This is a genomic window from Acinetobacter gyllenbergii CIP 110306 = MTCC 11365 (assembly GCF_000413855.1).
Classification (GTDB): Bacteria; Pseudomonadota; Gammaproteobacteria; order Pseudomonadales; family Moraxellaceae; genus Acinetobacter; species Acinetobacter gyllenbergii.
Window position 1 is genome coordinate 1 of the sequence record NZ_ATGG01000026.1, and the last position, 24391, is coordinate 24391.

Annotated in this window: 24 protein-coding genes, 4 tRNA genes and 1 riboswitch; of the genes, 8 read left to right on the forward strand and 20 right to left on the reverse strand. The window is 42.3% G+C overall.

Going from position 1 to position 24391, the window contains the following annotated elements; genetic code table 11:
* The 19 genes from F957_RS21285 to F957_RS05130 all read right to left on the reverse strand — a co-directional run.
* On the reverse strand, window positions 1-122 hold a 122-nt coding region (locus F957_RS21285; RefSeq protein ID WP_016660498.1), incomplete at its 3' end, for a GTP-binding protein.
* A gap of 164 nt (window positions 123-286) precedes the next feature.
* Window positions 287-361 (reverse strand) — tRNA-Thr (locus F957_RS05215).
* Window positions 362-374: 13 nt separating this feature from the next.
* A tRNA-Gly gene (locus F957_RS05210) sits at window positions 375-450 on the reverse strand.
* Window positions 451-483: 33 nt separating this feature from the next.
* A tRNA-Tyr gene (locus tag F957_RS05205) sits at window positions 484-567 on the reverse strand.
* Window positions 568-621: 54 nt separating this feature from the next.
* Window positions 622-697, reverse strand: a tRNA-Thr gene (locus tag F957_RS05200).
* Window positions 698-796: 99 nt separating this feature from the next.
* Window positions 797-2290 (reverse strand): anthranilate synthase component I, encoded by a 1494-nt coding sequence (gene trpE / locus F957_RS05195; protein ID WP_016540838.1) that lies wholly within the window; start codon window positions 2288-2290, stop codon window positions 797-799.
* A gap of 83 nt (window positions 2291-2373) precedes the next feature.
* Window positions 2374-3066 carry a phosphoglycolate phosphatase gene (locus F957_RS05190; protein ID WP_032860606.1) on the reverse strand — a complete coding sequence of 231 codons (693 nt, stop codon included), beginning with the start codon at window positions 3064-3066 and terminating at the stop codon, window positions 2374-2376.
* Window positions 3067-3136: 70 nt separating this feature from the next.
* Window positions 3137-3754 (reverse strand): FHA domain-containing protein, encoded by a 618-nt coding sequence (locus tag F957_RS05185; protein ID WP_016540836.1) that lies wholly within the window; start codon window positions 3752-3754, stop codon window positions 3137-3139.
* Window positions 3755-3817: 63 nt separating this feature from the next.
* On the reverse strand, window positions 3818-6094 hold the full coding sequence (gene gspD, locus F957_RS05180; protein ID WP_016540835.1) for a type II secretion system secretin GspD: 2277 nt from the start codon (window positions 6092-6094) through the stop codon (window positions 3818-3820).
* Between the two features lie 40 nt (window positions 6095-6134).
* Window positions 6135-6974 carry a type II secretion system protein N gene (locus tag F957_RS05175; RefSeq protein WP_016540834.1) on the reverse strand — a complete coding sequence of 280 codons (840 nt, stop codon included), beginning with the start codon at window positions 6972-6974 and terminating at the stop codon, window positions 6135-6137.
* Window positions 6974-7717, reverse strand: a complete 744-nt coding sequence (gene gspN / locus F957_RS05170) for a type II secretion system protein N (protein WP_016660499.1) — start codon at window positions 7715-7717, stop codon at window positions 6974-6976. The genes F957_RS05175 and gspN overlap by 1 nt, the downstream gene beginning before the upstream one ends.
* 177 nt (window positions 7718-7894) lie before the next feature.
* Window positions 7895-8221, reverse strand: coding sequence for an H-NS histone family protein (locus tag F957_RS05165; protein WP_016540832.1), 327 nt, complete (start codon window positions 8219-8221; stop codon window positions 7895-7897).
* Window positions 8222-8616: 395 nt separating this feature from the next.
* The gene (locus tag F957_RS05160; protein WP_016540831.1) at window positions 8617-9048 is read right to left on the reverse strand and encodes an acyl-CoA thioesterase; all 432 of its coding nucleotides are present in this window, start codon (window positions 9046-9048) and stop codon (window positions 8617-8619) included.
* A gap of 8 nt (window positions 9049-9056) precedes the next feature.
* Entirely contained in the window at window positions 9057-10250 is a 1194-nt protein-coding gene (locus F957_RS05155) for a hypothetical protein (RefSeq protein ID WP_016540830.1), read from the reverse strand.
* 6 nt (window positions 10251-10256) lie between these two features.
* On the reverse strand, window positions 10257-11084 hold the full coding sequence (locus tag F957_RS05150) for a hypothetical protein (RefSeq protein ID WP_016540829.1): 828 nt from the start codon (window positions 11082-11084) through the stop codon (window positions 10257-10259).
* A complete protein-coding gene (locus F957_RS05145; protein ID WP_016540828.1) occupies window positions 11081-11857 on the reverse strand; it encodes a uroporphyrinogen-III synthase in 777 nt (258 codons plus the stop codon). The genes F957_RS05150 and F957_RS05145 overlap by 4 nt, the downstream gene beginning before the upstream one ends.
* Entirely contained in the window at window positions 11857-12774 is a 918-nt protein-coding gene (gene hemC, locus F957_RS05140) for a hydroxymethylbilane synthase (RefSeq protein WP_016660500.1), read from the reverse strand. Before hemC ends, F957_RS05145 begins: the two co-directional genes overlap by 1 nt.
* A 111-nt stretch (window positions 12775-12885) precedes the next feature.
* A complete protein-coding gene (locus F957_RS05135; RefSeq protein WP_016540826.1) occupies window positions 12886-13626 on the reverse strand; it encodes a LytR/AlgR family response regulator transcription factor in 741 nt (246 codons plus the stop codon).
* A gap of 57 nt (window positions 13627-13683) precedes the next feature.
* Window positions 13684-14826, reverse strand: coding sequence for a sensor histidine kinase (locus F957_RS05130; RefSeq protein ID WP_016540825.1), 1143 nt, complete (start codon window positions 14824-14826; stop codon window positions 13684-13686).
* On the opposite strand from F957_RS05130, the gene argH reads away from it, so the two are divergent.
* Entirely contained in the window at window positions 14817-16250 is a 1434-nt protein-coding gene (gene argH / locus F957_RS05125) for an argininosuccinate lyase (RefSeq protein ID WP_016540824.1), read from the forward strand. The two genes, F957_RS05130 and argH, sit on opposite strands and share 10 nt — an antisense overlap.
* A 9-nt stretch (window positions 16251-16259) precedes the next feature.
* Entirely contained in the window at window positions 16260-16532 is a 273-nt protein-coding gene (locus tag F957_RS05120) for an oxidative damage protection protein (RefSeq protein ID WP_016540823.1), read from the forward strand.
* A 297-nt stretch (window positions 16533-16829) separates the two neighbouring features.
* On the opposite strand, the gene phoU is transcribed toward F957_RS05120, so the two are convergent.
* Window positions 16830-17552: a phosphate signaling complex protein PhoU gene (gene phoU / locus F957_RS05115; protein ID WP_016540822.1), complete on the reverse strand. Its 723-nt coding sequence runs from the start codon at window positions 17550-17552 to the stop codon at window positions 16830-16832.
* 151 nt (window positions 17553-17703) lie between these two features.
* Here phoU and F957_RS05110 point away from each other — a divergent pair, with 151 nt between their 5' ends.
* From F957_RS05110 to gluQRS, 6 genes are all read left to right on the forward strand, one after another.
* Window positions 17704-18807 carry a hypothetical protein gene (locus F957_RS05110; RefSeq protein WP_016540821.1) on the forward strand — a complete coding sequence of 368 codons (1104 nt, stop codon included), beginning with the start codon at window positions 17704-17706 and terminating at the stop codon, window positions 18805-18807.
* A 35-nt stretch (window positions 18808-18842) separates the two neighbouring features.
* Window positions 18843-18963: riboswitch (TPP riboswitch) on the forward strand.
* Between the two features lie 84 nt (window positions 18964-19047).
* Entirely contained in the window at window positions 19048-20943 is a 1896-nt protein-coding gene (thiC, locus tag F957_RS05105) for a phosphomethylpyrimidine synthase ThiC (RefSeq protein ID WP_016540820.1), read from the forward strand.
* Window positions 20944-21018: 75 nt separating this feature from the next.
* Window positions 21019-21630, forward strand: a complete 612-nt coding sequence (locus F957_RS05100) for an NUDIX domain-containing protein (RefSeq protein WP_016660503.1) — start codon at window positions 21019-21021, stop codon at window positions 21628-21630.
* A 22-nt stretch (window positions 21631-21652) separates the two neighbouring features.
* Entirely contained in the window at window positions 21653-22468 is an 816-nt protein-coding gene (cpdA, locus tag F957_RS05095) for a 3',5'-cyclic-AMP phosphodiesterase (protein ID WP_016540818.1), read from the forward strand.
* Between the two features lie 459 nt (window positions 22469-22927).
* Window positions 22928-23458, forward strand: a complete 531-nt coding sequence (gene dksA / locus F957_RS05090; RefSeq protein WP_004656335.1) for an RNA polymerase-binding protein DksA — start codon at window positions 22928-22930, stop codon at window positions 23456-23458.
* An 11-nt stretch (window positions 23459-23469) separates the two neighbouring features.
* Window positions 23470-24378, forward strand: a complete 909-nt coding sequence (gluQRS, locus tag F957_RS05085; protein ID WP_016540817.1) for a tRNA glutamyl-Q(34) synthetase GluQRS — start codon at window positions 23470-23472, stop codon at window positions 24376-24378.
* Window positions 24379-24391 lie beyond the last annotated feature (13 nt).

Here is a 24391-nt window from a genome sequence, read left to right on the forward strand (position 1 = left end):
CCGTAAGTTTTTGCACAAATAGTTGCAATCGCAGCAGTTAAAGTTGTTTTACCATGGTCAACGTGACCAATTGTACCCACGTTTACGTGTGGTTTGTTACGTTCAAACTTAGCCTTAGCCATTTTGATTTTCCTCGTTTACGTCGACGCCAGTTTAGAGAAAAACAACCCTGAAAAACCTTCTTAATCGACATTCGCCTAAAAAACTAGACACCTAATACTTGAAAAGCAGACTATAATAGCCTGCTTCTTTAAAATGTTGTGGAAATTCCACTAAGCTGTATATCTGGAGCTCTTATCGAGATTTGAACTCGAGACCTCTCCCTTACCAAGGGAGTGCTCTACCACTGAGCTATAAGAGCGACATCTTCGATATGGAGCGGGAGACGAGGATCGAACTCGCGACATGCAGCTTGGAAGGCTGCCACTCTACCAACTGAGTTACTCCCGCATGTTGGTACTGACCACTTCTATCGAAGTTAAATGGTGGTGAGAGAAGGATTCGAACCTTCGAAACTTTCGTAGCAGAGTTACAGTCTGCCCCCTTTGGCCGCTCGGGAATCTCACCACATCACACTTACACAGTGCTGTTCTTCCACTTAATACTACCACACTTTTAAGATGGTGCCGGCACACGGATTCGAACTGTGGACCTACTGATTACAAGTCAGTTGCTCTACCAACTGAGCTATGCCGGCGCTTTCTAAGTGTTTCGTACGTTTCGTATCGGAACGGTGTGCAGTTTAGCAAAACTCTGAATCGATGCAAGTGCTTTTTTTAAAAAAACTGCTAAAAACTCATAAAATCAATCCGTTTGACGATAATTCAACCGCTTTGATCACTGCGCGAGCTTTTATTTGGGTTTCATTCCACTCAGATTCAGGATTTGAGTCCGCAACTAGCCCCGCTCCCGCTTGTACATAGACCTTTTGATCGCGAATAACGCAAGTACGAATCGCAATCGACATGTCCATTTCACCATGCCAGCCTAAATATCCAACAGCGCCACCAAATACACCCCGCTTAACAGGCTCAACCTCATCAATAATTTCCATAGCCCGAATTTTTGGTGCACCTGAAAGCGTTCCCGCGGGGAATGTTGCTTTAAACACATCTAAAGCATCTACATCATCTCGTACTTCACCCTGTACATTCGAAACAATATGCATCACATGGGAATAACGCTCGATCACCATCCGATCAGTCACTTGCACTTTACCGATTTTAGATACACGTCCGACATCGTTACGCCCCAGATCAATCAGCATTAGATGTTCAGCAATCTCTTTTTCATCTGCCAATAGATCTTGCTCCAAGGCAAGATCTTCTTCCTTGGTTTTACCACGTGGCCGCGTTCCTGCCAAAGGACGTACCGTTGCAATGCCATTTTCTAAACGAGATAAAATTTCTGGTGATGAACCCACAATATGAAAGGGCTTTTGGTCTGTCAGGGTTTGCCCTTGCACCAAGAATAAATAGGGCGATGGATTTAAATGGCGAAGCGCACGATACACTTGCAGCGCTTCACCATCAAAATCAGAGACCATACGTTGTCCAGGCACTACCTGCATCACATCACCCGCACGGATATATTCTTTGACCTTTTCAACCGTCTCAAGAAATTTTGCTTTGCCTGTGATCGATTCAAAATGCGGTGCTGTGTGCGGCTTCGCTTGTAAGCTAACAGGTGTCGCCAACAATTGCTCTAACTGATCCAGCTTTTGCTGAGCCTGCACATATGCATCAGCTTGGTTGGCATCGGCATGATGGATGAGGAATAAGGTATCTTTTAAATTATCAAACACAATCACGGTTTGTGAGAGCATCAACCAAAGGTCTGGTAATGTTACAGGATCAGCAGCAGGCACGTTTTTCAGCTTCGGTTCAATATAACGCACAGCGTCATAACCCAAATAGCCCACCAATCCTCCAGTAAAACTTGGCAAATCAGGCAATTCAACTTGCGTAGGGACTTTAAACTGACCTTGAAACTCACGAATATAGTCAAAGGGATCAGCACAATCCTGCTGAATCACGGTACCATCCGCCTGTTGTATGGTGAGTACCCCTGCATTGCAGGAAAAAACGGTGGACTCACCCAAACCAATCATTGAATAGCGTGCCCAGTTCTCACCACCTTCAACAGACTCAAATAGATAGGCTTGCTTATGTTGTTTAAAACGAGCAAAAACAGAAAGTGGGGTTTCAGTATCGGCCAAACGCTGGCGATAAACAGGAATGGTGTTATAGCCTGCTGCTTTTAATTGCTCAAATTGTGCTAAGGTCGTCATGAATCTTCTCTATGGTTTTTAATTTCTGTGCGTTTTTTCTTTAGTGCTGTCTCAAGCCCGCCATCGAAAAACCATAATCATCTTCATGCTTGTCTCCTTACTAAATCTTCTTCTATCAATTCTGCCAAACTATCGACCACTTGCTGTGGCTGACAGTCGTAAATACTTTCTCCATGATTATAGCCATAGCTGACCACAATACAATCAATACCTGCACGTCTAGCTGCTTCAACATCATTGCTTGAATCACCAATCATCAAGGTTGCCGCAGTCGTGGTATTCTGCGCCTGCACACAGTGCAGCAACGGCAAAGGATGTGGTTTTCGTTCAGGCAAACGATCACCCCCAATCACCATTTTAAAATATGGACTTAAAGCCAAGAGATCAAGAATACCTTGTGCCAGCTGTTCAGGCTTATTGGTCACACATGCCATGCTAATATTATGGGTTTGACAATAATCTAAAAATGGTAAAACCCCCTCATACACTTGAGTATTTACACAGAGCTCCTGCGCATAAACATCAACAAATGTACTGAGGAGTTGCTCTTGCTGCTGAGCATCTACTTCCCCAAACAAATGTTCTAGCACAGCCTCACACAGTTTGGCTGCACCTTTTCCCACCCAGACCCGAACTTGCGCCTCGGTTACCTTCGCCAAACCCAATTTTTCTAAACTCAGGTTCATCGCTCGATATAAATCAGCAGCGGAATCGACCAGTGTCCCATCCAGATCAAATAAGACTAAACTACGGTTGTGTAACTGAGCAACGGACATATCTTTCGACTCAAGAAATGAAAAAGGCATACCCACGTGGGCATGCCTTGATTGTAAAAGCTTCGCCCGATTATTTAAAGAACAGCCAAGCAATCACCGCCAGAATGATCAATACAATAATAGAAATGAGGCCAACCGAAGCATTCTTCTGTTGCTCTTTTTCCGCAGTAACACGCGAAATAGGTTCTTCAATTGCAACAGGTTGCGGCTCTGGCGCTGCCTGTACATTGATTCCCTCAGGAATCGGTGCTGGCTTTGGTATCGCCACTTGCTGTGGCATTCCATCACGTGTGATCGGCGTCTCAACTGCACGTTCAGCAATACTTGGCATACCTTGATCTGTAGAATTTGACGCTACAGGTTCAATCTCGATTTCTGGCACTTCAGCTTCAGATAGCGCTGGCGCAAGTACTGAAAAGACAAAACTGGCAAACTGCAAGATATCGCCATCGTGCAATTCTGTTTCCTGCTCAACACGCGCATCATTAATAAATGTACCGTTCGATGAATTCAGGTCTTGCACCCAAAGCTGCTGATCTTTTAACAATAACGCCGCGTGACGACGTGAAATATCTGCTGACTGCAACAAAATATCGGCATCTTGATGTCTTCCCACCAACATGTCACGTTCGATACTCAGTTCTTGCCCCGTAAATTCACCTGTAATGGCTTGTAATTTCCAAGTCATAGATGCATATCCTTATAGAATTTCTTGCAATCATAGCATTGTGACATAAGCGCTTCTGTGCATCTACTGTGAAGACGCTGGTCGAATCGTGGTGGTGGTTACCGTGTTTTTACTACGCTCTGTTTCTTTCACAGGAAGTTGTACCGTTTTTTGTTGTACTTGAGGCGCTTCAACTGCAACAGGTGTAGTCACCACAACCGTTTTATTCGCTTGGGTTGCTGTTGGTACTTTTTGATACGGTGAATTTGTCGCCACTGCTTGTCGATTATAAATATCCTCAACATTCTCAGGTAGTTTGGCAAAGTTACCATTTTTGTCCATTGAAAGTTGCAAACTATAGAGCTGATTATAACGCTGTTGAGAAATACGGCGTACATCATTAGCATCACCCACAATCGTTGGATGGATAAACACCAATAGATTACGCTTGATATTACTCCGCGCATCGGCACGGAATAAACGCCCAAGATAAGGAATACTACTCAGTCCAGGAATACCTTGACGCGACAATGACGTATTATCTGCAATCAAGCCTCCCAATACCACTGTTTGTCCATGTTCCGCAAGCACAGCGGTTTTAATGGCGCGCTTATTGGTGACCAAGTCTGTTGCTTGGCCTTTGTTGTTCTGGACATCCGAAACTTCCTGTTCAACCTCAAGGCGAACCGTACCATTGTCACCAATATGTGGAATCACTTTTAGCGTGACACCGACATCCTTACGCTCGACCGTAGTATAAGGATTGACTGTACCCGACGTCCCCGTCGATACCGAACCCGTCACAAAAGGGACGTTTTGACCTACAACAATATAAGCCTCCTCGTTATCCATAGTCACAATCGACGGTGTAGATAAGAAGTTGGATTTGGTGTTGGTTTTCAAGGCTTGGATCAGCGCACCATAGGCTTTACGTGAGTTTTCAAAATTACCAATACCAAGTGTAGCACCATTACCTTTATTGGCATCTCCCGCAATCGCTGCAGCTGCACCACTCGCTCCTCCAGTGGCATAACCTGCAGCAATGGATGCCAGACTCGCACCCACATTACTAAAGCTAATCAGACCAACACCACTACTTAAATCACCCAAAGCCCACTGAATCCCAAGTTGATCTGCATCATCTCCCGAGACTTCAATAATTGCAGCTTCAATGAGTACCTGTTGACGGCGAATATCCAACTGTTGAATAGCCGCTTCAACTTCGCGCATCAATTGTGGTTCAGCTTTGACCACCAATGCATTTTGCGTTGGGTCAGCAATAATGCTGATACCTGCTCCATTAAAGCTCGTAATACTGGAGTTTTGACTATTATTTGAATTGCCATTTAGATTAATTGAAGGCGTCGAAAAAGACGACGACGATGACCCTGTTGTCGAGCTTGAGTTTTGATTATTAGAGATCAGGTTATTAATCGAGTTGGATCGATTATTACTATTCGATGAGGACGACGATGAAGACGAAACAGATTGCCCTGTGACCAAACCTTGCAAAATCTCCGCCAAGTTTTTAGCACTCGCATATTTCAAGCGAAAGACTTTGAGCCCCCCCAAACGATCTGCTGATGGTACATCCAGCATTTCAATCATTTGACGCAAACGTTTACGTGAATCTGGGTCACCCTTGATTAAAATCCGATTGGTTCGATTATCGGCAATGATACGCACCCGTGAACCGATAAAATCTTTTGAAGCACCAGTTGCACTCATGGTCTCCAACAAACCAATCACTTCTTCAGCCTGGCTCGACTGCAAGCTAATTGCTTCAATGTCATTTTGACCCGTGCCATCTAAATTACGCACGATATTTTCAAGCTGATAAATATTGGTTGCACGATCAGAAACGATTAAAGCATTGGTCCCCGCAACCGCTGCCAAATGCGCAAATTGCGGCATTAACGGACGTAGGGCTGGAATCAAGTCATTCGGATTGGTATTTTGCAGCCAAATCACTCGCGTTACGATTTGATCACCACCCGCACGGCTACGTGCATCGTAAGGAATCCCAGAGTTCTTCGCATTACTGTCAGGGACAAGTTTAACCGTGTTTCCTGAAGGGAGCGCCACCACACCATTGACATTGAGTACGCCTAGAAATAGGTCATACACCTCGTCCTTATTCAGAGGCTTATTGGAAATAACCGTCACATTACCACGCACACGAGGATCAACCGCAAAGTTCTTCCCAGTAATATCTGCAACTTCATTAATAAATGCGGTTAAGTCTGCATCACGTAGATTGATCTTCCATGTTTGTGCTTGCACATGAGTACTCACTGACGCAATCAAAGGTGCGGCGGCAAGTAATGCCCAAAGTGGTCGTTGATGATTTAAAAAAGCCATAACCTGCACTTATTCCTAACTGATGTGTGACGTGTGATCACTAAAAACTTTGTTGTATGGTCATCACTTGATCACCACGTTTTATTTCTATTTTGGCATGCCCTTCACGACGTACTTGCTCTAATAATTGTACTTCGTTGAGCCCCTGCCCGACGGTTTGACCATTGATCGATAGAATACGGTCACCCGAACGCAAACCCAAGGTATTTTTTAAATTCGATGGGGTCTTGTCTGATATTTCATAACCATCCGCACCACCACCATTGACTCCCATATTTTTTAGATATTGCTCGCGATTATCTTGCATTTGCTGGATCGCTTGACCTAAAGCCGATTGTGGTGAGTTCTGAGTTGGTGCAGCCGCTGCTGGCGGTACATTGTTGCTGTTGTTAAGCACAGGATCAATTGGCTGATATAGACCTTTGTCCAAACCCTTAAATTTAACTTCTCGGGTTGCACCATTGCCCTGTTTTAAAACCACATGATCCCAATAGACTTCAGCCAATTGATATGACGTTGATCCCACAGTTTCACCAACACGATATCGTTCAGCACTATCATTCAACTTAATTACAGCCGATGATAAATAATTGGGCTGTCCCAACAACACACCTTGTAACTCCAGATTGACATTATCATCAGCCGAAGTTGCTGCTGGTTCGTTGAATAATGCAAAAGAACTGATATTGGGAACTTGGGCTTGCTGCGAGCCCAACTCCACTCGGTCAAACTGCATCGGTTGTGGTGGCGCAACCACCCACCAGAACAGTGAAGCCAATTTCCAACATAACCACAAAATCAGGAGTACTAAAACCAGACCACTGAGCTTATCCAGTTTTTGCCAACGCAATTGTTGCATTTTTTCAGTGATTGCTTTCATTAGAAACCACCTTGCAACAAGGGTTGCCGCGAACTGATCACATAGGTGTCTAAGCCAGCTTTACCTTCATAAGAGGGAATGTTTAACAACATCCGCTGGGTGAGTTGTACATCCAGCATCAGACTTGCATCTAAGCTCAGATTCGCCATTTTCTGGCTACGTTGATCACGGACATCTATTTGTAATTGCCCGTTTTCATCTTTAAGTTCAGCCACTAAAGACGGCATATTCATACGATCTTGTCGCTGACCAAAAGTATAGGCCAACGCACCACCACCCCAATTCAATTGTCCTTCTACCGCGCTAAAGCCTTTTTCTTTTTGGTAATTCAATTGTACGTCTTTCAGTTGGATTGAGTTTTCAGGCCACTGCCAGTTGGCAAAATATTTTAATGTTTCAGGCGAGATTTTCCCTTGCAGGTCTTTAATCATGATTTTCTTACTTAGACCGTAAGCAAAAACCCCATTGAACTGGGTATTACCACTATGAATATCCAGATCTGCACCAACGCGCAGTAATAGCAAATCCAGAGGGCGAGTTTTCCAATGCACTGAACCGCGCAATTGACCACGTTGCCAGTCTGCTTGCCCCTGCCAAATGTTACCGCTGACATTATGTAATATTTGATTATCTTTTGAAAATTTCGCAATTAACCATGTTGCTGGAATTTGTAAAATAATAAAAATTAAAAATGCAAAAATGGCGAATACCCACCATCTCCATTGCTTGGTTTTTTTCTTCATTCCACCCTTACCAACATGCAAATATCATCCTTTTTGAGACAATCGCCCCCTGAATGACATTATGCATACTTTTTCAACATCGCCAATTCTCTGATATAAAAAAACCAAGCTTTTTAAGCCTGGCTTTTAATAAAGGATAAAGTCATCGTATGACAAAACGATGACTTTAAAACTTGCTTAGATTAAGAAATCTTCAAGTTTTGCACCTTTTTCTAACTGAGCAACTAACCAACGTGGTTGCTTACCACGACCAGTCCAAGTTTCTTCAGCATTGCTCTTGTTACGGTAGCGTGGCTCTACTGCTTTACGCGTAGTTTTCTTACGCTTTTGCTCGCCCACTTCCAATAACTCTTCAACGCTATAACCAATCGCATCTGCAATCGCGATAATTTGATTATACGCATCTTCAACTGCTTGATCTTTTTTACTTGCAATCAAAGCTTCTGCTTCTGCTTGTAAACGCTTTAAATCTTCTACAGATAAATCACTAATATCTGGTTTCATTAGAACCACTCCAACTTATATAGGGGAAATATATCACTCAAAAATAAAATGAATTTTTAATTCGATTCAATATTAATTTATAAATGATTAATTAATCAATATAAGAATAACGCACTTAATCGTATATTTACCCCCAAATGGCAATTTATTTACAATAAAGCAAAAAAAGTAGACCTGTTATATAAAAACATATTCTATAAAAGCGAGACCACGGATCCGAAGCAATCCGATTTATATTAAATTACTCTTAATTTTATCTAAAAAATTTTAATTTTCTTTTCAGGGTTTAGGTTCAAATACCTTATCTCTTACAAATGAAAGCTTTGAACCTTATTATATGAAATGATGATATAATCAAACAAAAATAGACATAATCGTCTTTATAATCATTCACATTATATTAAAGCATGACCTACGCTATGTTCTAACTGAATTATGTGCTGTCTAATCTCATCAGGAATATTTAATTTCTTTGATGTGTTCTTATCCACACAAACCATGACCGCCTCAGCTGTTGCCACGATTTGCTGTTGTGTTTCACTCCACAATACATAATGCATACGAAAAGCACTATTTCTTAACTCCTCAATCCGCGCACCAATATGCAGCACATCGGGATAGAATACAGGACTCAAGTATTTACACTGGCTTGATGCAACGACCGTCAATATCTCCTGATCAAAGATATTCAGCGTCATTAAATAAGCGATGCGTGCACTCTCGATATAACGATAATACTGAACATTATTTACATGACCAAACGCATCCATATCCCCCCAAGCAACGGTTTGCTGAAGCACAACAGGATAGACAGACAATTCTTTCATGTTTTCTCTCATATCTTAAAATTAAGAAAATTTACATCATTTTCAAATATTAAATTTAACTGCCTGATTAAATCTGGATTATCACCCAAAGTTGATTTAATCCTTAAATAACTCATTAAAATATTATCTGGATATAAAGTTAATAATTGCTCTGCTTCTGCTTGTCGCTGTGTTGCCACATAAATATGCCATTTTGCAAAGCTTAACATCGGCACACTGGTGTAACGCTGTTCAAGCTGCATAATGCGCTGCTCAACATAGGCATAATCTGGAATCTGCTTCAATAATTGTTGTTGGAACCAAAGATAAAACACTTCTGGATCAAATTGATCTTGTAATAAATGTAAGGCTAGATCTTCATGCTGTACACTCATTTCTGGCATACGTGCCAATAGTTTCAACCAGAGCACTTTACTACTGTACGGACGAGTTTGAATTTCATCCTGTAAAAACAGATAGCGTTGCTGCAGTGCCGCCAGATCATCGACAGATGCCTGATCAAACCGAATCAATAATTGTTGCAACCATAGATCACGGTGTTCAGCATCAAGCAAACCATATTGGGTTGTTTGCAAAAACAACCATGGCTCCTGCAAGGCAAGTTTACCCCAAAGCGCAGTAATCCGTTGCTGATAAGCCGTCTCAATTTCAATCAACCAAGGTGAAAGCTGATGTTGGGCCAAAAACTCTAAATGGGTGAGTGCTTTTTGTGTTTCCTGTTGCTCAAGATAAATATCAATGCGTTGCAATTCAGCCAGTTCAAATGCCATCGGTGCAGATTTCTCTAAACTCTGCAATGCAGTCTCATAATCACCATTTTTATAATCAAATTGCGCATCAATAATATGATTGAGCAACCCTGACTGGGTATAAACACGCTCAATAAACACTTGTTGATCTTTTGCAGCTTCCAATAACCAAACAATCCCGAGTTGCTCATAAGGATGTAGATCTTTAAAATGCAGAATCGTTTCTTTTTTGCGTTGCTCTCGGGCGAAATAACGCTTACCAAATAGCCAAGCAAATTGTGCCAGCAAACTGATGACGATAAACAGCGCAATCAGCCCCCAAACTCCACTCTGAAACTGCCAATCACGCCAATAAATATACACATAACCATTCCCATAGCCATAACTCAAGATGGCAAACAGGGCGAACAACACCAAACTTGCAAGCAGATAAATCCACAATAAATGTTTCATAATGCCTTATCCCAACAAACCCAATGTGGTTAATTTCGGAGTGGGTACTGCAGGCAGGTTTAAAATTTTCTCTAAACGCTGCTTCATTTGCTGGCTATTCTGATCGGGTAATTCAGCCAATAACTGCATCACTTCCAAGCTTGATTTTCGGTATTCAGCCAGTTGCCCTTGTTGCAAGGCTTGCGAAGCCAGTAATAAACGTAATTGAGCTTCTTTCAAGGTAATATTACGACTCATCAAATCGGGCGAATTACGCTGTACCTTTTCCAACTTAAACCAATGCCACCAAGCGCCACTGTCACTTTTTGTCATGCTTATTTTAGGATTTTTGATTTCTTGCTGAATCTTCTGATCCAGCTGCTGCAACAAATTGTCGAGTTGCTGCTGTTGCTGCGTTTGACTGAGGACGTATTGTTGAATGCTTTGTTTGTCCTGTTCAATGGCTTTCATCAGACTATGCTGCAACGCTGGTGAAACCGCATACTGAGCAATATGTTGCTGAGCTTGATTTAGTTGATCTAATGCATAAATAAACTGCTGTTGATCCAAAGCAAACTGAACCAAGTGCATTTGTTGTTTAACCAAAATAACCGGGGCGATCCCTGTCATCGTGGTCGGTATTGCAACATTATCTGTAGGCTCGATCACACTGCTATTTTGCAACTGGCGTTGCACTGCAACAAATTGATCATTCAATAGAGCATAGCGTTGCTCGGTTTGATCGAGCTGCTGTTGTAACTGGGGTAGCGTTTGAGAATATTGCGCAACATCGTAACTGAGTTTAGCCAACCACAATAAACTCAATCCTAATATTAGATAACCAATTTTTCTCATACATGTCCTTTCCAGTCACTCATGCGATGAATGATCTCTGATGCGGATAAATTTTCAAGCTGAATAATGTTAAATCCTTTCGCCGTTTGCGATTGGGCCGTTTCTACGAGCTGAGCCAAACGTGAGCCCAAAACCAGATAAACCCACGCAGCTGTACACGGAGATTGTTTGCAGAATTGCTGCCAATAATTCCAACTCGCTTCACTACTGATCAACACTGCAACAGGCTGATTTAAACTTATTTTTTTTACAATTTCAGGAAATGCAATCACACTCTGCTTAGGGCATTGACGATGATAGAGCACAAAATTCAGGATCTCGACACCGTGTTGCTGCAATTGCTGCATCATAAACTGTCGACCCCCTAAGCCTCGCCAAAATGCGATTTTCTTTAGATCTTTGTGTTGTTTTAAAATCGGCAGTTGCAGCATTCCTTCCGAAGTTTCCACCTCAGGCACCCAACTGTCTATGCTGTATTTTGCTAAAGCGTGTGCTGTAGTCTGTCCCACAGCAATCCATTGAATATGCTGCAGCTGATCAAGTTGCAAACCTGCTTGCCGTAAATAACGCATCCCAACATCAACAGCGGTTGGACTCACCACCACAATCGCTTGAACCTGCTTCAATTCTAAATAAAGTTGTTGCAGAACATGAGAAAAAGGTTCTGCAACCAACTCAAGCAAAGGTAGTGCTTCGACCTGATAACCCACTTCACTTAATGCTTGTGTTAAAGCAGAGGCACGGTCATCAGGACGTGTATTAATAAACAGCATTAATACAACGCTTTGAGCAATTCACCTGCACCTTGTTCTAACAGGCGCTGTGCGAGCTGTTCACCCAATTGTTCAGCATCGACTGTTGCACCGACCAATTGTTCTTTGAGTAAGGTCTGACCATCAACACTACCGACACGACCTTCTATGTGCAGTTGATCATTCGTCAAGGTTGCATAACCTGCAATCGGCACTTGGCAGCCCCCTTCCAGATAAGCATTGAACGCACGTTCTGCACGGACACAAATCGAAGTTTCTTCGTGTTGCAGTGGCTGAATCAATTTTAATAATTCGACATCATCGCTACGGCACTCTAGACCAAGTGCACCTTGACCCACCGCAGGCAAGCTCAATACGGGCGCCAAACAATGGCGAATACGATCAGCCAAACCTAAACGTTTTAGGCCTGCGCTGGCTAAAATAATGGCATCATACAAACCATCATCCAACTTGGATAAACGTGTCCCGACATTACCGCGTAAATCAATAATCTCTAAATCTGGACGTTGCTGTAAAATCTGGCATTTACGGCGCAAGCTCGATGTACCCACTTTGGCACCTTGCGGTAACTCGTCAAAATGGGAGTAGTGATTTGAAACAAAAGCATCCAAAGGATCTTCACGTTCGCAAATGACTGCCAAACTCAAACCTTCAGGCAAATGCATGGGTACATCTTTCATCGAGTGTACCGCCAAATCAGCACGCCCATCCAACAGTGCTGCTTCCAACTCTTTTACAAATAAACCTTTACCACCAATTTTTGCCAGAGGGGTATCCAGAATCTTGTCGCCTTGCGTTACGAACTTAAGTAATTCAACCGTTAAATCTGGATAAAGCGCATTTAAACGAGAACGAATATGTTCCGCCTGCCAGAGTGCAAGCGGGCTTTGTCGAGTCGCAATTTTTAAGGTTTTCATAAATTCAAGTGAGGTAATGATCAAAGCAATTGTTCCAAACTTAACTTGCTCACCTGAAATTGCAAGTAAAAAATCACAAAGTGATCAATCATTCAGCCGAAAAGTTTGGTTTTATAATTGATGCATACATTCTCTTAAACTCGGCAAGTGTCGGCGACTGACCGACAAACGCTCATCCAACTCACGTAACCGCACCTGATATTGTCCCGCAGTCACCAACTCTAAGCCTTCAAGATAGTCGAGCGAGACCAGTGCATTACGATGAATGCGGATAAAGCGATCGGCAAATTCCAGTTCCAGATCTTTAAGTGTTTCATCAATCAGTACACTGCCATTTTTATGGCGAACAGTGACATATTTCTGATCTGCTAAAAAATAATAAACATTTTCCAAGGGAATCAGTTCCACTCCGCGATAAGTTTTCGCAGCAATTTGATGGCGTTGTGCTTTGGTATCGTACATATCGTCTTGTTGTTGTAAACCCGTCATTTGTGCTTGTGTGAGTTGAGTTAAATGATTAAATACCTGCTGTAAATCTTGTTGTGCAACAGGTTTAAGTAAATATCCTTGTGCTTGAAATTTAAATGCTTCCAATGCATGTTGATCATATGCCGTGCAAAAAATAATCGCAGGACGTGGATTAAGCTGGCTGAGTTGTTCAGCACATTCCAAACCATTCATCCCTGGCATTTGAATATCTAATAAAACGACATCGGGTGAGTCGTTTTCTATATGATTTAACACATCCTGACCATGATGCGCTGTCGCAATGACTTCGTGTCCCATCTGGGTCACTAAACGTGCCAAACGCTCTACTGCGAGAGGCTCATCATCAGCAATCAGAACTCTCATCCTCTCCTCCTTGTCACCGTTAACTTCATCCATATTTTTTATGGTTAACTTGACTTATTATTTTACTCGATAGTGGTAGCTCACCACGGTCGTATATAACGACGTTCCCCCATAAATCTGAAACTTAACCGTTTGCCCATAATAAGCTTTCAAGCGCTGCTTCACATTGTCTATCGCAATACCATTTCCCTGTCTCGATTTTATTGTATCGTGAGAATAAGGGTTAGTAATGACTATACTGACTTGATTTTGCAATATTTCAACCAATACACTAATGGTTGAAGGTTGTAAAATTTTTTCTACCCCATGAAAAATACTATTCTCCAGCAAAGGTTGCAACGTCAATAACGGAATCGTCACCCGTTTTAATTCAATCGGTGTTGCCTGTATATTCCATTCTACATTCAAACGCGCGCCTAAACGCATCTTTTCAATACTTAAATAATGCTGACATAATTCAATTTCTTCGGCCAGACTCACCAGTTTCAGCTCTTGAAAGCTGGCTCTGAATAAGCGTGACAGATTAATCAACATATTTTCAGCTTTTTCAGGGTCAATCGCAATTAAACTCACCACGCTATTCATACTATTAAATAAAAAATGTGGGTGAATCCGTGCCTGCATCGCCTGAATCCGCGCATTGAGTTCACTATACTGCTGGTTCATCCATTGCTCACGCATATATAAATAACGTAAGCAGAACGCCCCCAGCAAAACGCCGTAGCCTAAATGCAAACTAGTCCCATGAAATAAAATCTCATCCGAAAATGAACCCGAACGTGCAGCCCAGAATTGAAGCAGATTGATCACACAAGTCGTCAACAGCACAATCAGCTGTAACAACACAAAGCCCATTATCAAGGCAATTTTCTGACTAAACTTAGCAAAAAAATCCTTAAAATAATCAACAACTGTCGCGAACGATAAAATTACCCAATTAATAAAAACCATATATTGCAGTACACGAAAGCTCTCCAAGGCTTGCCATGACCGCGCTTCAGCCAATGCCAGCACCATCGCTAAGACATTACTTGCAACAATTAATTCCAATAAGTATTGCCATTGACCAATTTTCGTAAAAAAATAGGAGCCTGATGGATTCCCCTGACGAGTTTGCGATAACTTCTTACGTCGAGTTTCGGCAACTGCGTTTGGATTTGCTATACTCTTTTTTATTTTGCTGAGCCGCCATGACCACATCTTCTCAATCCTCTTCTTCAGCCAACCCGAATCAAACCTCTGGAATGTGGGGCGGTCGCTTCTCTGAAGCAACTGATGCTTTTGTTGCAGAATTTACCGCATCTGTGCAATTTGACCAACGTTTTTATAAACAAGATATTGCAGGTTCAATTGCACATGCCACTATGCTTGCCAAAGTAGGTGTCTTAACTGAAGCTGAACGCGATGACATTATCCAAGGCTTGAGCACCATTAAAGCTGAAATTGAGGCAGGCAACTTTGAATGGCGCATTGATTTAGAAGACGTACATATGAACATTGAGTCTCGTTTGACTCAACGAATCGGCATTACCGGAAAAAAATTACATACGGGCCGTAGCCGTAATGACCAAGTTGCAACCGATATCCGCTTATATTTGCGTGATGAGATTGATGACATTTTAGGTCTATTATTACGCTTACAAAAAGGCTTACTTGGTTTGGCAAGCAACAATACCAATACCATTATGCCTGGTTTTACCCATCTACAAACGGCTCAGCCTGTGACCTTTGGTCATCATTTATTGGCATGGTTTGAAATGTTAGTGCGTGATACTGAACGTTTACAAGACTGCCGTAAACGCGTCAATCGTATGCCACTCGGCTCAGCAGCTTTGGCAGGTACAACCTACCCGATTGATCGTGCTTACACAGCAGAACTCCTCGGTTTCGAAGCCGTTTCAGAAAACTCTTTAGATGCCGTTTCAGATCGTGACTTTGCCATTGAATTTAATGCAGCAGCATCTTTGATCATGATGCATTTATCACGTATGTCTGAAGAATTGATTTTATGGACCTCAGCGCAGTTTAAGTTTGTGAATATTCCAGACCGCTTCTGTACAGGTTCGTCAATCATGCCACAAAAGAAAAATCCTGATGTACCAGAACTGGTTCGTGGTAAATCAGGTCGTGTCTTTGGTGACTTAATTAGCCTATTGACCTTAATGAAAGGCCAACCATTGGCATATAACAAGGACAACCAAGAAGATAAAGAGCCTTTGTTTGATGCGATTGATACCGTACGTGGTTCACTCATGGCTTTTGCAGACATGGTTCCTGCCCTTGTGCCAAATATTGAGATTATGCGTGAAGCAGCGTTACGTGGCTTCTCAACTGCAACTGACCTTGCCGACTACCTGGTCAAAAAAGGTGTGGCTTTCCGCGATGCACATGAGATTGTTGGTAAAGCCGTAGCTTTAGGCGTGGCAGAAGAAAAAGACTTATCCGAACTAACGCTACAACAACTGCAACAGTTCTCTGATTTGATCGAAGCCGATGTATTTGACAAGGCCCTGACTTTAGAAGCATCTGTCAATGCACGCGATCATATTGGCGGTACCTCACCGAAACAGGTTGAAGCTGCAATTGCCCGTGCACACACTCGCCTAGAACAGTTATACGCTTAAGGATTGATGATGACTAGACAAGTACTTTGCCGTAAATACAAACAAGAGCTTGAAGGTTTGGACTTTGCGCCATTCCCTGGTCCGAAAGGCCAAGAGTTCTTTGAAACAATTTCAAAACAGGCATGGCAGGAATGGTTAAAACACCAAACCACGCTGATTAATGAAAAACGCTTGAATGTATTTGAGCCTGATGCGAAAAAGTTTCTTGAAGAACAACGTGAGAAATTCTTCAATAATGATGAAAGCGTAGAAAAAGCAGAAGGTTGGACTGAACAAAAATAAGTCGCTTGGTCAAACCCTACCGTAAAAAGAGAGCTGAAAAACAGCTCTCTTTTTACGTGATATTTACATAAGTAATAAAGCCTTACAGAGTATACACAGTTGTCTACATGACACCTTTCACCCTACCCCGTATAGTTAAATCCAGAAGGACAAAGAGATACGTTGATATCTCACGTAACGCATGAAATTTCTCTCCCAGACTTTTCCCCCGAAGTCTGGGATTTTTTTATGCTAAGATTTTACACATAAAAAAACCGCCTATTCAAAGCGGCTTTTAGTTATGTGATTTTTACATGATTATTTTTGATGCACTTGTTGTTCAATTTCTTCAATACTGGTATGACGTACATCCGTCCCTTTCGCCATATAAATCACTTGTTCTGAGATATTACGTGCATGGTCACCAATACGCTCCAATGAACGCAATACCCACATCACATTAATCACGCGTGAGATATGACGCGGATCTTCAATCATATAGGTCATTAAGGTACGTGTAGCCGACTGATATTCACGGTCAATATCCACATCTGCCATCACGACTTTAAGCGCTTGCTCGATATCTAAACGGGCAAATGCATCTAAAGCATCATGAATCATGACACGCACTTGGTTACCAATATGACGGGTTTCCATATAACCGCGTGGCGACTCACCCTCTTCACATAAGGTTTGTGCAATACGAGCAATTTTTGCAGCCTCATCACCAATACGCTCTAAGTCAGTATTGGCCTTACTCATTGCAATCACCATACGCAAATCAATCGCAGCAGGATGACGACGCGCGAGAATCAAGGTTAAACCTTCATCGATATCGCGTTCAAATTGGTTGACCGCATTGTCTTTAAACTGCACATCAATCGCTAAGTTAGCATCTGTGTCTAATAAAGCATGAATTGCGTTGGCAACTTGTTGCTCCACTAATCCACCCATGGTCATAAACTTGGTATGCACATCTTGCAAGTCTTCATTAAATTGTGAAGAAATATGATGACTTAACACAGGATTGCTTGGGCTCACAGTATGCCTCCACTAGACACATGGAAAAATGATTGGTGATTAAAACATAGAAATGATGAAAGTTTTATGACAGCCTATCCGTTGATTTCATCTTTATAGCATGCGCTTTATAATCCTACCGCCATAACAATCACCAACAAAGAATTTTATTATGCGTTTTTTTACTCTTTGCCTGATGAGCAGTGCCTTATTACTCGGCTGCCAAAAACCGCCACAACCGACCAATACAGATAAACAGACCCTGCAACAAACGAATAAAACAACCACCACTCAACAGAATTGCACCAACTTAAATCAGGCAATGCAAAATATTGATGAGCGCAGCAGTATTGAAGCATTAAACCAAGTCAATGCTCAACTCAAACAGTGCATTTCTCAGGTCAAAAATACTCAACAATTACAATGGCTGCAAAACTCAAGCAATATGTATTTGCGTTTTATGCAAGGACATCAAAGCAAGAAAGGCTATGATCAATTTCTGAATCTTGAAGAATATCTATATCGCTTAATGGATCAAGATTCCTCATGGCAATCGATCCAACAAATCAAAAATTTTCAGGCCAAACCTGAACTATTTAAAAAGCTTTCACCTCGAGATCAGTATTTATTGCAACATCAAGGACAAGCGTATATCGAGCTACAAGACCAAGGTGAAGGTATCATTGACTACCGTCGCCAACCTCAATATATTTTGGACGTTTTTGCACCATCATTGCCTATTGATCAAAAAATCTTTGTACAACGAATGGCAAAAGATAATCAGGACTTATTCTACATTGATGCGGCAATTAACGCTTCATGGGCAGAGTTGATTGAACGGGCTTTATTTTGGGAAAAATATCTACAGCAATATCCTCAAAGCTATTTTGCTAAAGACGCTCAACGCCTATTGGATGAATACTCATTTCTAATTTTCTTTGGTTCAGACAACACACCAGCACCAGTCCCTTATACCGGACTGGCATCAGATCAAGAGACAGACAAAGAAGCGTTACAACAGATCCAACACTTAGCCAAACAAAAGCATAGTCATTTGGCCGAAGTGGCACAAAAATACTTAGCCTTCACAACCACGCCTTTAGAGCAGCGCCAGCAAAAGTTTGCTCTCACTACTGCAAATACAGTCACAGACAACCCTGAAAGTAATTCGAGTGAACAATTGCACGAGTTATTACCACTAAAATCACCGTTTGAAAGTACCGATTATCGAGACTGCCATCAGGATGCAATTTGTATTCAATACAACATCAATTAAACAAGCATTTTTTTTTAAATCTGTTAGTCTAAACACCTAGCTTGACGGAGCGCAGTTAACAAACTGCTGAGATTGTCTTAATCATCCAATTTAAAGACAAGTACCGTTGAACCTGATCAGGTTAAAACCTGCGTAGGAATCAAGCCCAGCAAAAACTTAGCCTTTATTTATCATAGAGATAAATCCGCCATTGTTTTTGGTCGTGCTTGATTCGTTAATGCCATACATAAGGATCATGCCATGAACCAATTAACGAATCTTTCCCCTGCCGATATTTCTGCTCAACATGAGCAAGACGCTAAAGATTTAACCCGTATTTTACCTGCTTCACGCAAGGTTTATGTTGAAGGTTCTCGCCCCGATATCCAAGTGCCTTTCCGTGAAATCAGCTTGACTGAAACCCCAACAGGCTTAGGTGGCGAACACAACCCACCGGTCATGGTCTATGACACTTCAGGCGTATATACCGATCCGAATATACAGATTGATTTAAACAAGGGGTTACCTTCCGTGCGTCAAGCATGGATTGAAGAGCGCCAAGATACCGATGTGCTGTCAGGTCTCAGTTCTGAGTTCGGACAAGCCCGTTTAAAAGATATTCGTACTGCTGAAATCCGCTTTGCGCATATTCAAAACCCTCGCCGTGCGCAAGCAGATAAAAATGTTACGCAAATGCATTATGCCAAACAGGGCATCATTACCCCTGAAATGGAATATATTGCCATCCGCGAAAATCAACGTCAGCTTGAACATGTTGATATGCGCCAGCATCCAGGTCAAAACTTTGGTGCACAAAATCTAAGAGAAATTACGCCTGAGTTTGTACGTCAAGAAGTTGCCGCAGGCCGTGCCATTATTCCTGCCAACATTAACCATCCTGAATGTGAGCCGATGATCATTGGGCGCAATTTCTTGGTCAAGATTAATGCCAATATTGGGAACTCAGCACTCGGTTCATCGATTGATGAAGAAGTCGCCAAAATGACTTGGGCCACCCGTTGGGGAGCGGACACCATCATGGACTTATCCACGGGTAAAAATATCCATGAAACCCGTGAATGGATCATCCGCAACTCACCTGTGCCGATCGGAACGGTTCCGATCTATCAAGCACTGGAAAAAGTCGATGGTGTGGCAGAAGACCTCACTTGGGAAATTTTTAAAGACACCTTGATTGAACAAGCCGAACAAGGTGTTGACTACTTTACTATTCATGCAGGCGTATTACTGCGTTATGTACCAATGACGGCAAACCGCTTAACGGGCATCGTCTCTCGCGGTGGTTCGATCATGGCACAATGGTGTTTAGCTCATCATGAGGAAAACTTCCTATATACGCATTTTGATGAAATCTGCGAAATCATGAAAGCCTATGACGTATCCTTCAGTTTGGGCGATGGCTTACGTCCAGGTTGTGTGCAAGATGCCAACGATGAAGCACAGTTTAGTGAACTAAAAACCCTAGGCGAGCTCACCCATCGTGCGTGGGAACATGATGTACAGGTGATGATTGAAGGTCCTGGTCATGTGCCAATGCATATGATTAAAGAAAATATGGATCTACAACTTGAAGTCTGTAAAGAAGCGCCATTCTACACCCTTGGGCCACTGACCACCGATATCGCTCCAGGTTATGATCATATTACTTCTGCAATTGGTGCAGCGATGATTGGTTGGTATGGGACGGCGATGCTGTGTTATGTCACGCCAAAAGAGCATCTAGGCTTACCCAATAAGAAAGATGTAAAAGACGGAATCATCACCTACAAAATTGCAGCGCATGCAGCAGACTTGGCCAAAGGCCACCCTGGTGCACAAGTGCGTGACAATGCTTTATCTAAAGCACGTTTTGAATTCCGTTGGGATGATCAATTCAATTTAAGCTTAGACCCTGATACAGCACGCAGTATGCATGATGAAACCCTTCCAAAAGAAGCGCATAAATCAGCACACTTCTGTTCAATGTGTGGACCTAAGTTCTGTTCCATGAAAATCACTCAGAATGTGCGAGATTATGCGCAAAATCAACACAATGCCAAGCAGTCAAATGATGCCGAAACAGAAGTTGAAGCAGGTCTCAATGCAATGAAAACCGCTTATCAGGAACATGGTCAAAAATTGTACCACAAGGTGTGAATCGACTAAAAAAAGATTTCCCTGCGAATCATTCTCGGTTAGGATGAGATATGTACAATCTCATCCTGATTGAAGATGACTATTCTTGACCACGCCAGCTACTCAGCAACCGACGTTACGATAGAATCTCGAGAGCCTTTATTTCGGGGGTTCATTCAAGTTGAGAAAGTGAGCTTAAAACATCGATTATTTGATCGAGAAGATTACTCACCCTTAATTCAGCGTGAATTGGTTCATCGTCCAGAAGCCGCTGGCGTTCTACTTTATAATGACCAACAACAACGCTTTGCACTGATTGAACAATTTCGTATCGGTGCATTAAGTGATCCAGTTTCACCATGGCAACTCGAAGTGATTGCTGGTGTACTTGATGGAGATGAATCTCCTGAAAGCTGTATCCGCCGTGAGAGTCTCGAAGAATCAGGCTGTGAGATCACGGAATTAAAACATTTATTTAGCTTCTACCCTTCTGCTGGCGCATGTTCTGAATTTTTTCATTTATATGTTGCAGAAGTTGATTTGCCAAAGGATGGGGGTATTTTTGGAATGCCAGATGAAGGTGAAAATATTCAGCTTCATCTATTTGATTATTCCGCATTAGAAGCATTATTAAATAACGGGCGGTTGAGAAACGCACCTGTAATCATGGCATTACAGTGGCTGTCTCAACATATACAACAAAGATAAAAATCTGAAGGGGCTAAAGACGGTGACTTTCCAAGTCTCATCATTATCGCAACAAGATTTTGTGATGATACAGATTACCGATACACATTTGCTCGAGTATCCACATTTAGAATTTGTCGGGATGCAACCTGAGCAAAGTTTTCATGCTGTAATCGACTTGATGCGCCAGCAACATCCTCATATTGACCTTATTGTACACACGGGTGATTTAGCACAATCGCCAACACCTTTGACGTATCAACGCTATGTACAATATATGCAAACTTTGGGAATCCCCTTTTTTCATACCCCAGGCAATCATGACGATGTTACGCATTTTCCATTCCACGAGGCAGATCAAACCCAACCCACTGTAATTGAGTTGGGGCAATGGAGTATCATCCTGCTGAATAGCGCACAGCCAAAGCGGATTGATGGCAATATTGCTGAGGTGCAATTGCAACAACTCACCCAGTTGCTGACACAACACCACGATCGCCATGTGATTATTGCCTGCCATCATCACCCTTTTGCCATGCAATCGGCTTGGATTGATCAGCACAAGCTGAAGAATTCATCTGATTTGCTCGAAACGATTCAACCCTTCTCCAATGTCAAAGCGATCGTCTGTGGTCATGTACATCAGGATTCGATCAATACATGGCAAGGCGTTGAGTTCTTATCAACCCCCTCAACCTGTATTCAATTCAAGCCGAGAAGTGATAAGTTTGCATTGGATGAAGAGCATCCAGGCTACCGTTTGATTCGTCTCAAAGCCAATGGAGAAATAGAAACGCAGGTCTATCGTTTGTCCACTTCACAACGAATGAATAGTTCAGAAGTATTGGGCTATGATTAGGGACTGCTGACATTTCACAGATGCTTGTGGCAGAGGATATTTTTTTAGGCGGTACAAGGCAGGTTTTGTGAAACTTAGTCATTCTCAGTAAACAAAACCTAACATCGTAGCGGCAAAAAATCTCTCTGCCCCGCAGGGTTATGGCTAAAACATCCCTAAACTGCGTTATGAAACTTGACAAAGGAATCGCCATTGTCTGTATTTCATGCCTTGTTTATGTTGTTTTAGCCTATAACACAATGCATGGCTGAAATAGCAGCAGTTCCTAAAACTTTTGATTACAAATTACATTGGGGATTTCTCACAAAATCTGGACGGGAATGACTACCATCTTGCTCAAAAACTCTATATGATGTCGACCCTTGATGGGAAAAACCATCTCAGGTTTCTATAAAAACACTTGCATATCACCATATTTTTTGCGTATAGATAGTACGTGTAAGATGAGGAATGCCCTATATGGCGAATGACAACCAAAATCAAGTCTTGGATGAACCGACAGAAGTGATTGATGATCTGAAATCGGCGAAACGTGTACGTAAAACCAAACCGAAGGCTTCAGAAGGTGGTACAACTGCTAGTCTGTTTGGAATTGCGCCTTATCAGCCGAAGAAAAATGAAGAATACATGTCAGAAGGACAACTTGAGCATTTCCGCCAAATTTTAAATGCATGGAAAGCGGAGTTAATGTCTGAAGTTGATCGTACCCTAAATACGATGCAAGACGAATCTAGCGCACTTCCTGACGTCAATGACCGCGCGACGCAAGAAGAAGAATTTGCAATTGAGCTACGCACACGTGACCGTGAACGCAAGCTCATTCGTAAAATCGAACAATCGATTGAAGCCATTCAAAACGAAGATTACGGTTTCTGTGAAACTTGTGGTATCGAGATTGGCTTACGTCGTTTAGAAGCTCGCCCAACTGCGACTTTATGTATCGATTGCAAAACTTTGGCTGAAATCAAAGAAAAGCAAAATAACGGTTAATTTTGACAACCGTGTTGAGCCATGAAGCGAAGCAAGGCGATGCTTTGCTTAATCGCTGCTCATATGTGGGTCGGTTTGCGCCATCGCCAACCGGCCCCTTGCATTTTGGGTCTCTGCTCACCGCAGTGGCCAGTTATTGCGATGCCAAGGCCAATCAAGGCCAATGGTTGGTTCGGATTGAAGATACCGATATCCCGCGTATTTTCCCCAATAGCGAAGCACATATTCTCTCTTGCATTGATGCCTTTCAATTTGAACCCGATGCAGAGATTATTTTTCAAAAAGATCGTTTCGAGATCTATGAACAGGTGCTTGAGCAACTCAAGCAATGCAATGCAATTTATGCCTGCCAATGTACCCGTAAAATGTTGGGTTCCAATCATATCTATGTAGGAACCTGCCGTGATTTAAATCTGGATTTTGCCGATCAAGCGATACGCCTAAAAGTCGCAGATCAACAGATTTGTTTCGAAGATCGCTTGCAAGGTTTGCAATGTTCTAATTTACAGCAAGATCTGGGTGATTTCGTCTTGAAACGTCGTGATGGCATTATTAGCTATCAATTGGCCGTGGTCGTAGATGATTATCTGCAAGGGATCAGCCATGTGGTTCGCGGTGCAGACTTACTCGATAATACTGCTCGACAAATCTGGTTAGGTTCTTTGCTGGATTATCCCAGCTTAAGCTATATGCACCTTCCGCTTGCCATGAACGATCAAGGGCAAAAACTGTCTAAACAGAATCTGGCACACGCATTGGATATCACTCAAGCCGCCAAACTGTTACAGCAAGCCATCTTGGCTTTAGGTCAAGCAACGGTTGAATTGGATCAACCCCGTATTATGCTGCAACAAGCGGTACAACAATGGGATATCAACTTAATCCCAACGGGGCTTCATCTCAGTGGGACTTATTTATAAGCAATAAAAAGCC

Excerpts from the sequence above, each read along its gene's own strand:
- dksA (WP_004656335.1), top strand. The coding sequence starts at position 22,928 with ATGGCGAATGACAACCAAAATCAAGTCTTGGATGAACCGACAGAAGTG.
- F957_RS05145 (WP_016540828.1), bottom strand. The coding sequence starts at position 11,857 with ATGCTGTTTATTAATACACGTCCTGATGACCGTGCCTCTGCTTTAACA.
- F957_RS05120 (WP_016540823.1), top strand. The coding sequence starts at position 16,260 with ATGACTAGACAAGTACTTTGCCGTAAATACAAACAAGAGCTTGAAGGT.
- thiC (WP_016540820.1), top strand. The coding sequence starts at position 19,048 with ATGAACCAATTAACGAATCTTTCCCCTGCCGATATTTCTGCTCAACAT.
- F957_RS05190 (WP_032860606.1), bottom strand. The coding sequence starts at position 3,066 with ATGTCCGTTGCTCAGTTACACAACCGTAGTTTAGTCTTATTTGATCTG.
- F957_RS05175 (WP_016540834.1), bottom strand. The coding sequence starts at position 6,974 with ATGAAAGCAATCACTGAAAAAATGCAACAATTGCGTTGGCAAAAACTG.
- hemC (WP_016660500.1), bottom strand. The coding sequence starts at position 12,774 with ATGAAAACCTTAAAAATTGCGACTCGACAAAGCCCGCTTGCACTCTGG.
- F957_RS05130 (WP_016540825.1), bottom strand. The coding sequence starts at position 14,826 with ATGTGGTCATGGCGGCTCAGCAAAATAAAAAAGAGTATAGCAAATCCA.
- gspN (WP_016660499.1), bottom strand. The coding sequence starts at position 7,717 with ATGAAGAAAAAAACCAAGCAATGGAGATGGTGGGTATTCGCCATTTTT.
- F957_RS05185 (WP_016540836.1), bottom strand. The coding sequence starts at position 3,754 with ATGACTTGGAAATTACAAGCCATTACAGGTGAATTTACGGGGCAAGAA.
- F957_RS05160 (WP_016540831.1), bottom strand. The coding sequence starts at position 9,048 with ATGAAAGAATTGTCTGTCTATCCTGTTGTGCTTCAGCAAACCGTTGCT.
- gspD (WP_016540835.1), bottom strand. The coding sequence starts at position 6,094 with ATGGCTTTTTTAAATCATCAACGACCACTTTGGGCATTACTTGCCGCC.
- argH (WP_016540824.1), top strand. The coding sequence starts at position 14,817 with ATGACCACATCTTCTCAATCCTCTTCTTCAGCCAACCCGAATCAAACC.
- F957_RS05100 (WP_016660503.1), top strand. The coding sequence starts at position 21,019 with ATGACTATTCTTGACCACGCCAGCTACTCAGCAACCGACGTTACGATA.
- F957_RS05165 (WP_016540832.1), bottom strand. The coding sequence starts at position 8,221 with ATGAAACCAGATATTAGTGATTTATCTGTAGAAGATTTAAAGCGTTTA.
- F957_RS05135 (WP_016540826.1), bottom strand. The coding sequence starts at position 13,626 with ATGAGAGTTCTGATTGCTGATGATGAGCCTCTCGCAGTAGAGCGTTTG.
- F957_RS05110 (WP_016540821.1), top strand. The coding sequence starts at position 17,704 with ATGCGTTTTTTTACTCTTTGCCTGATGAGCAGTGCCTTATTACTCGGC.
- F957_RS05155 (WP_016540830.1), bottom strand. The coding sequence starts at position 10,250 with ATGAAACATTTATTGTGGATTTATCTGCTTGCAAGTTTGGTGTTGTTC.
- trpE (WP_016540838.1), bottom strand. The coding sequence starts at position 2,290 with ATGACGACCTTAGCACAATTTGAGCAATTAAAAGCAGCAGGCTATAAC.
- F957_RS05150 (WP_016540829.1), bottom strand. The coding sequence starts at position 11,084 with ATGAGAAAAATTGGTTATCTAATATTAGGATTGAGTTTATTGTGGTTG.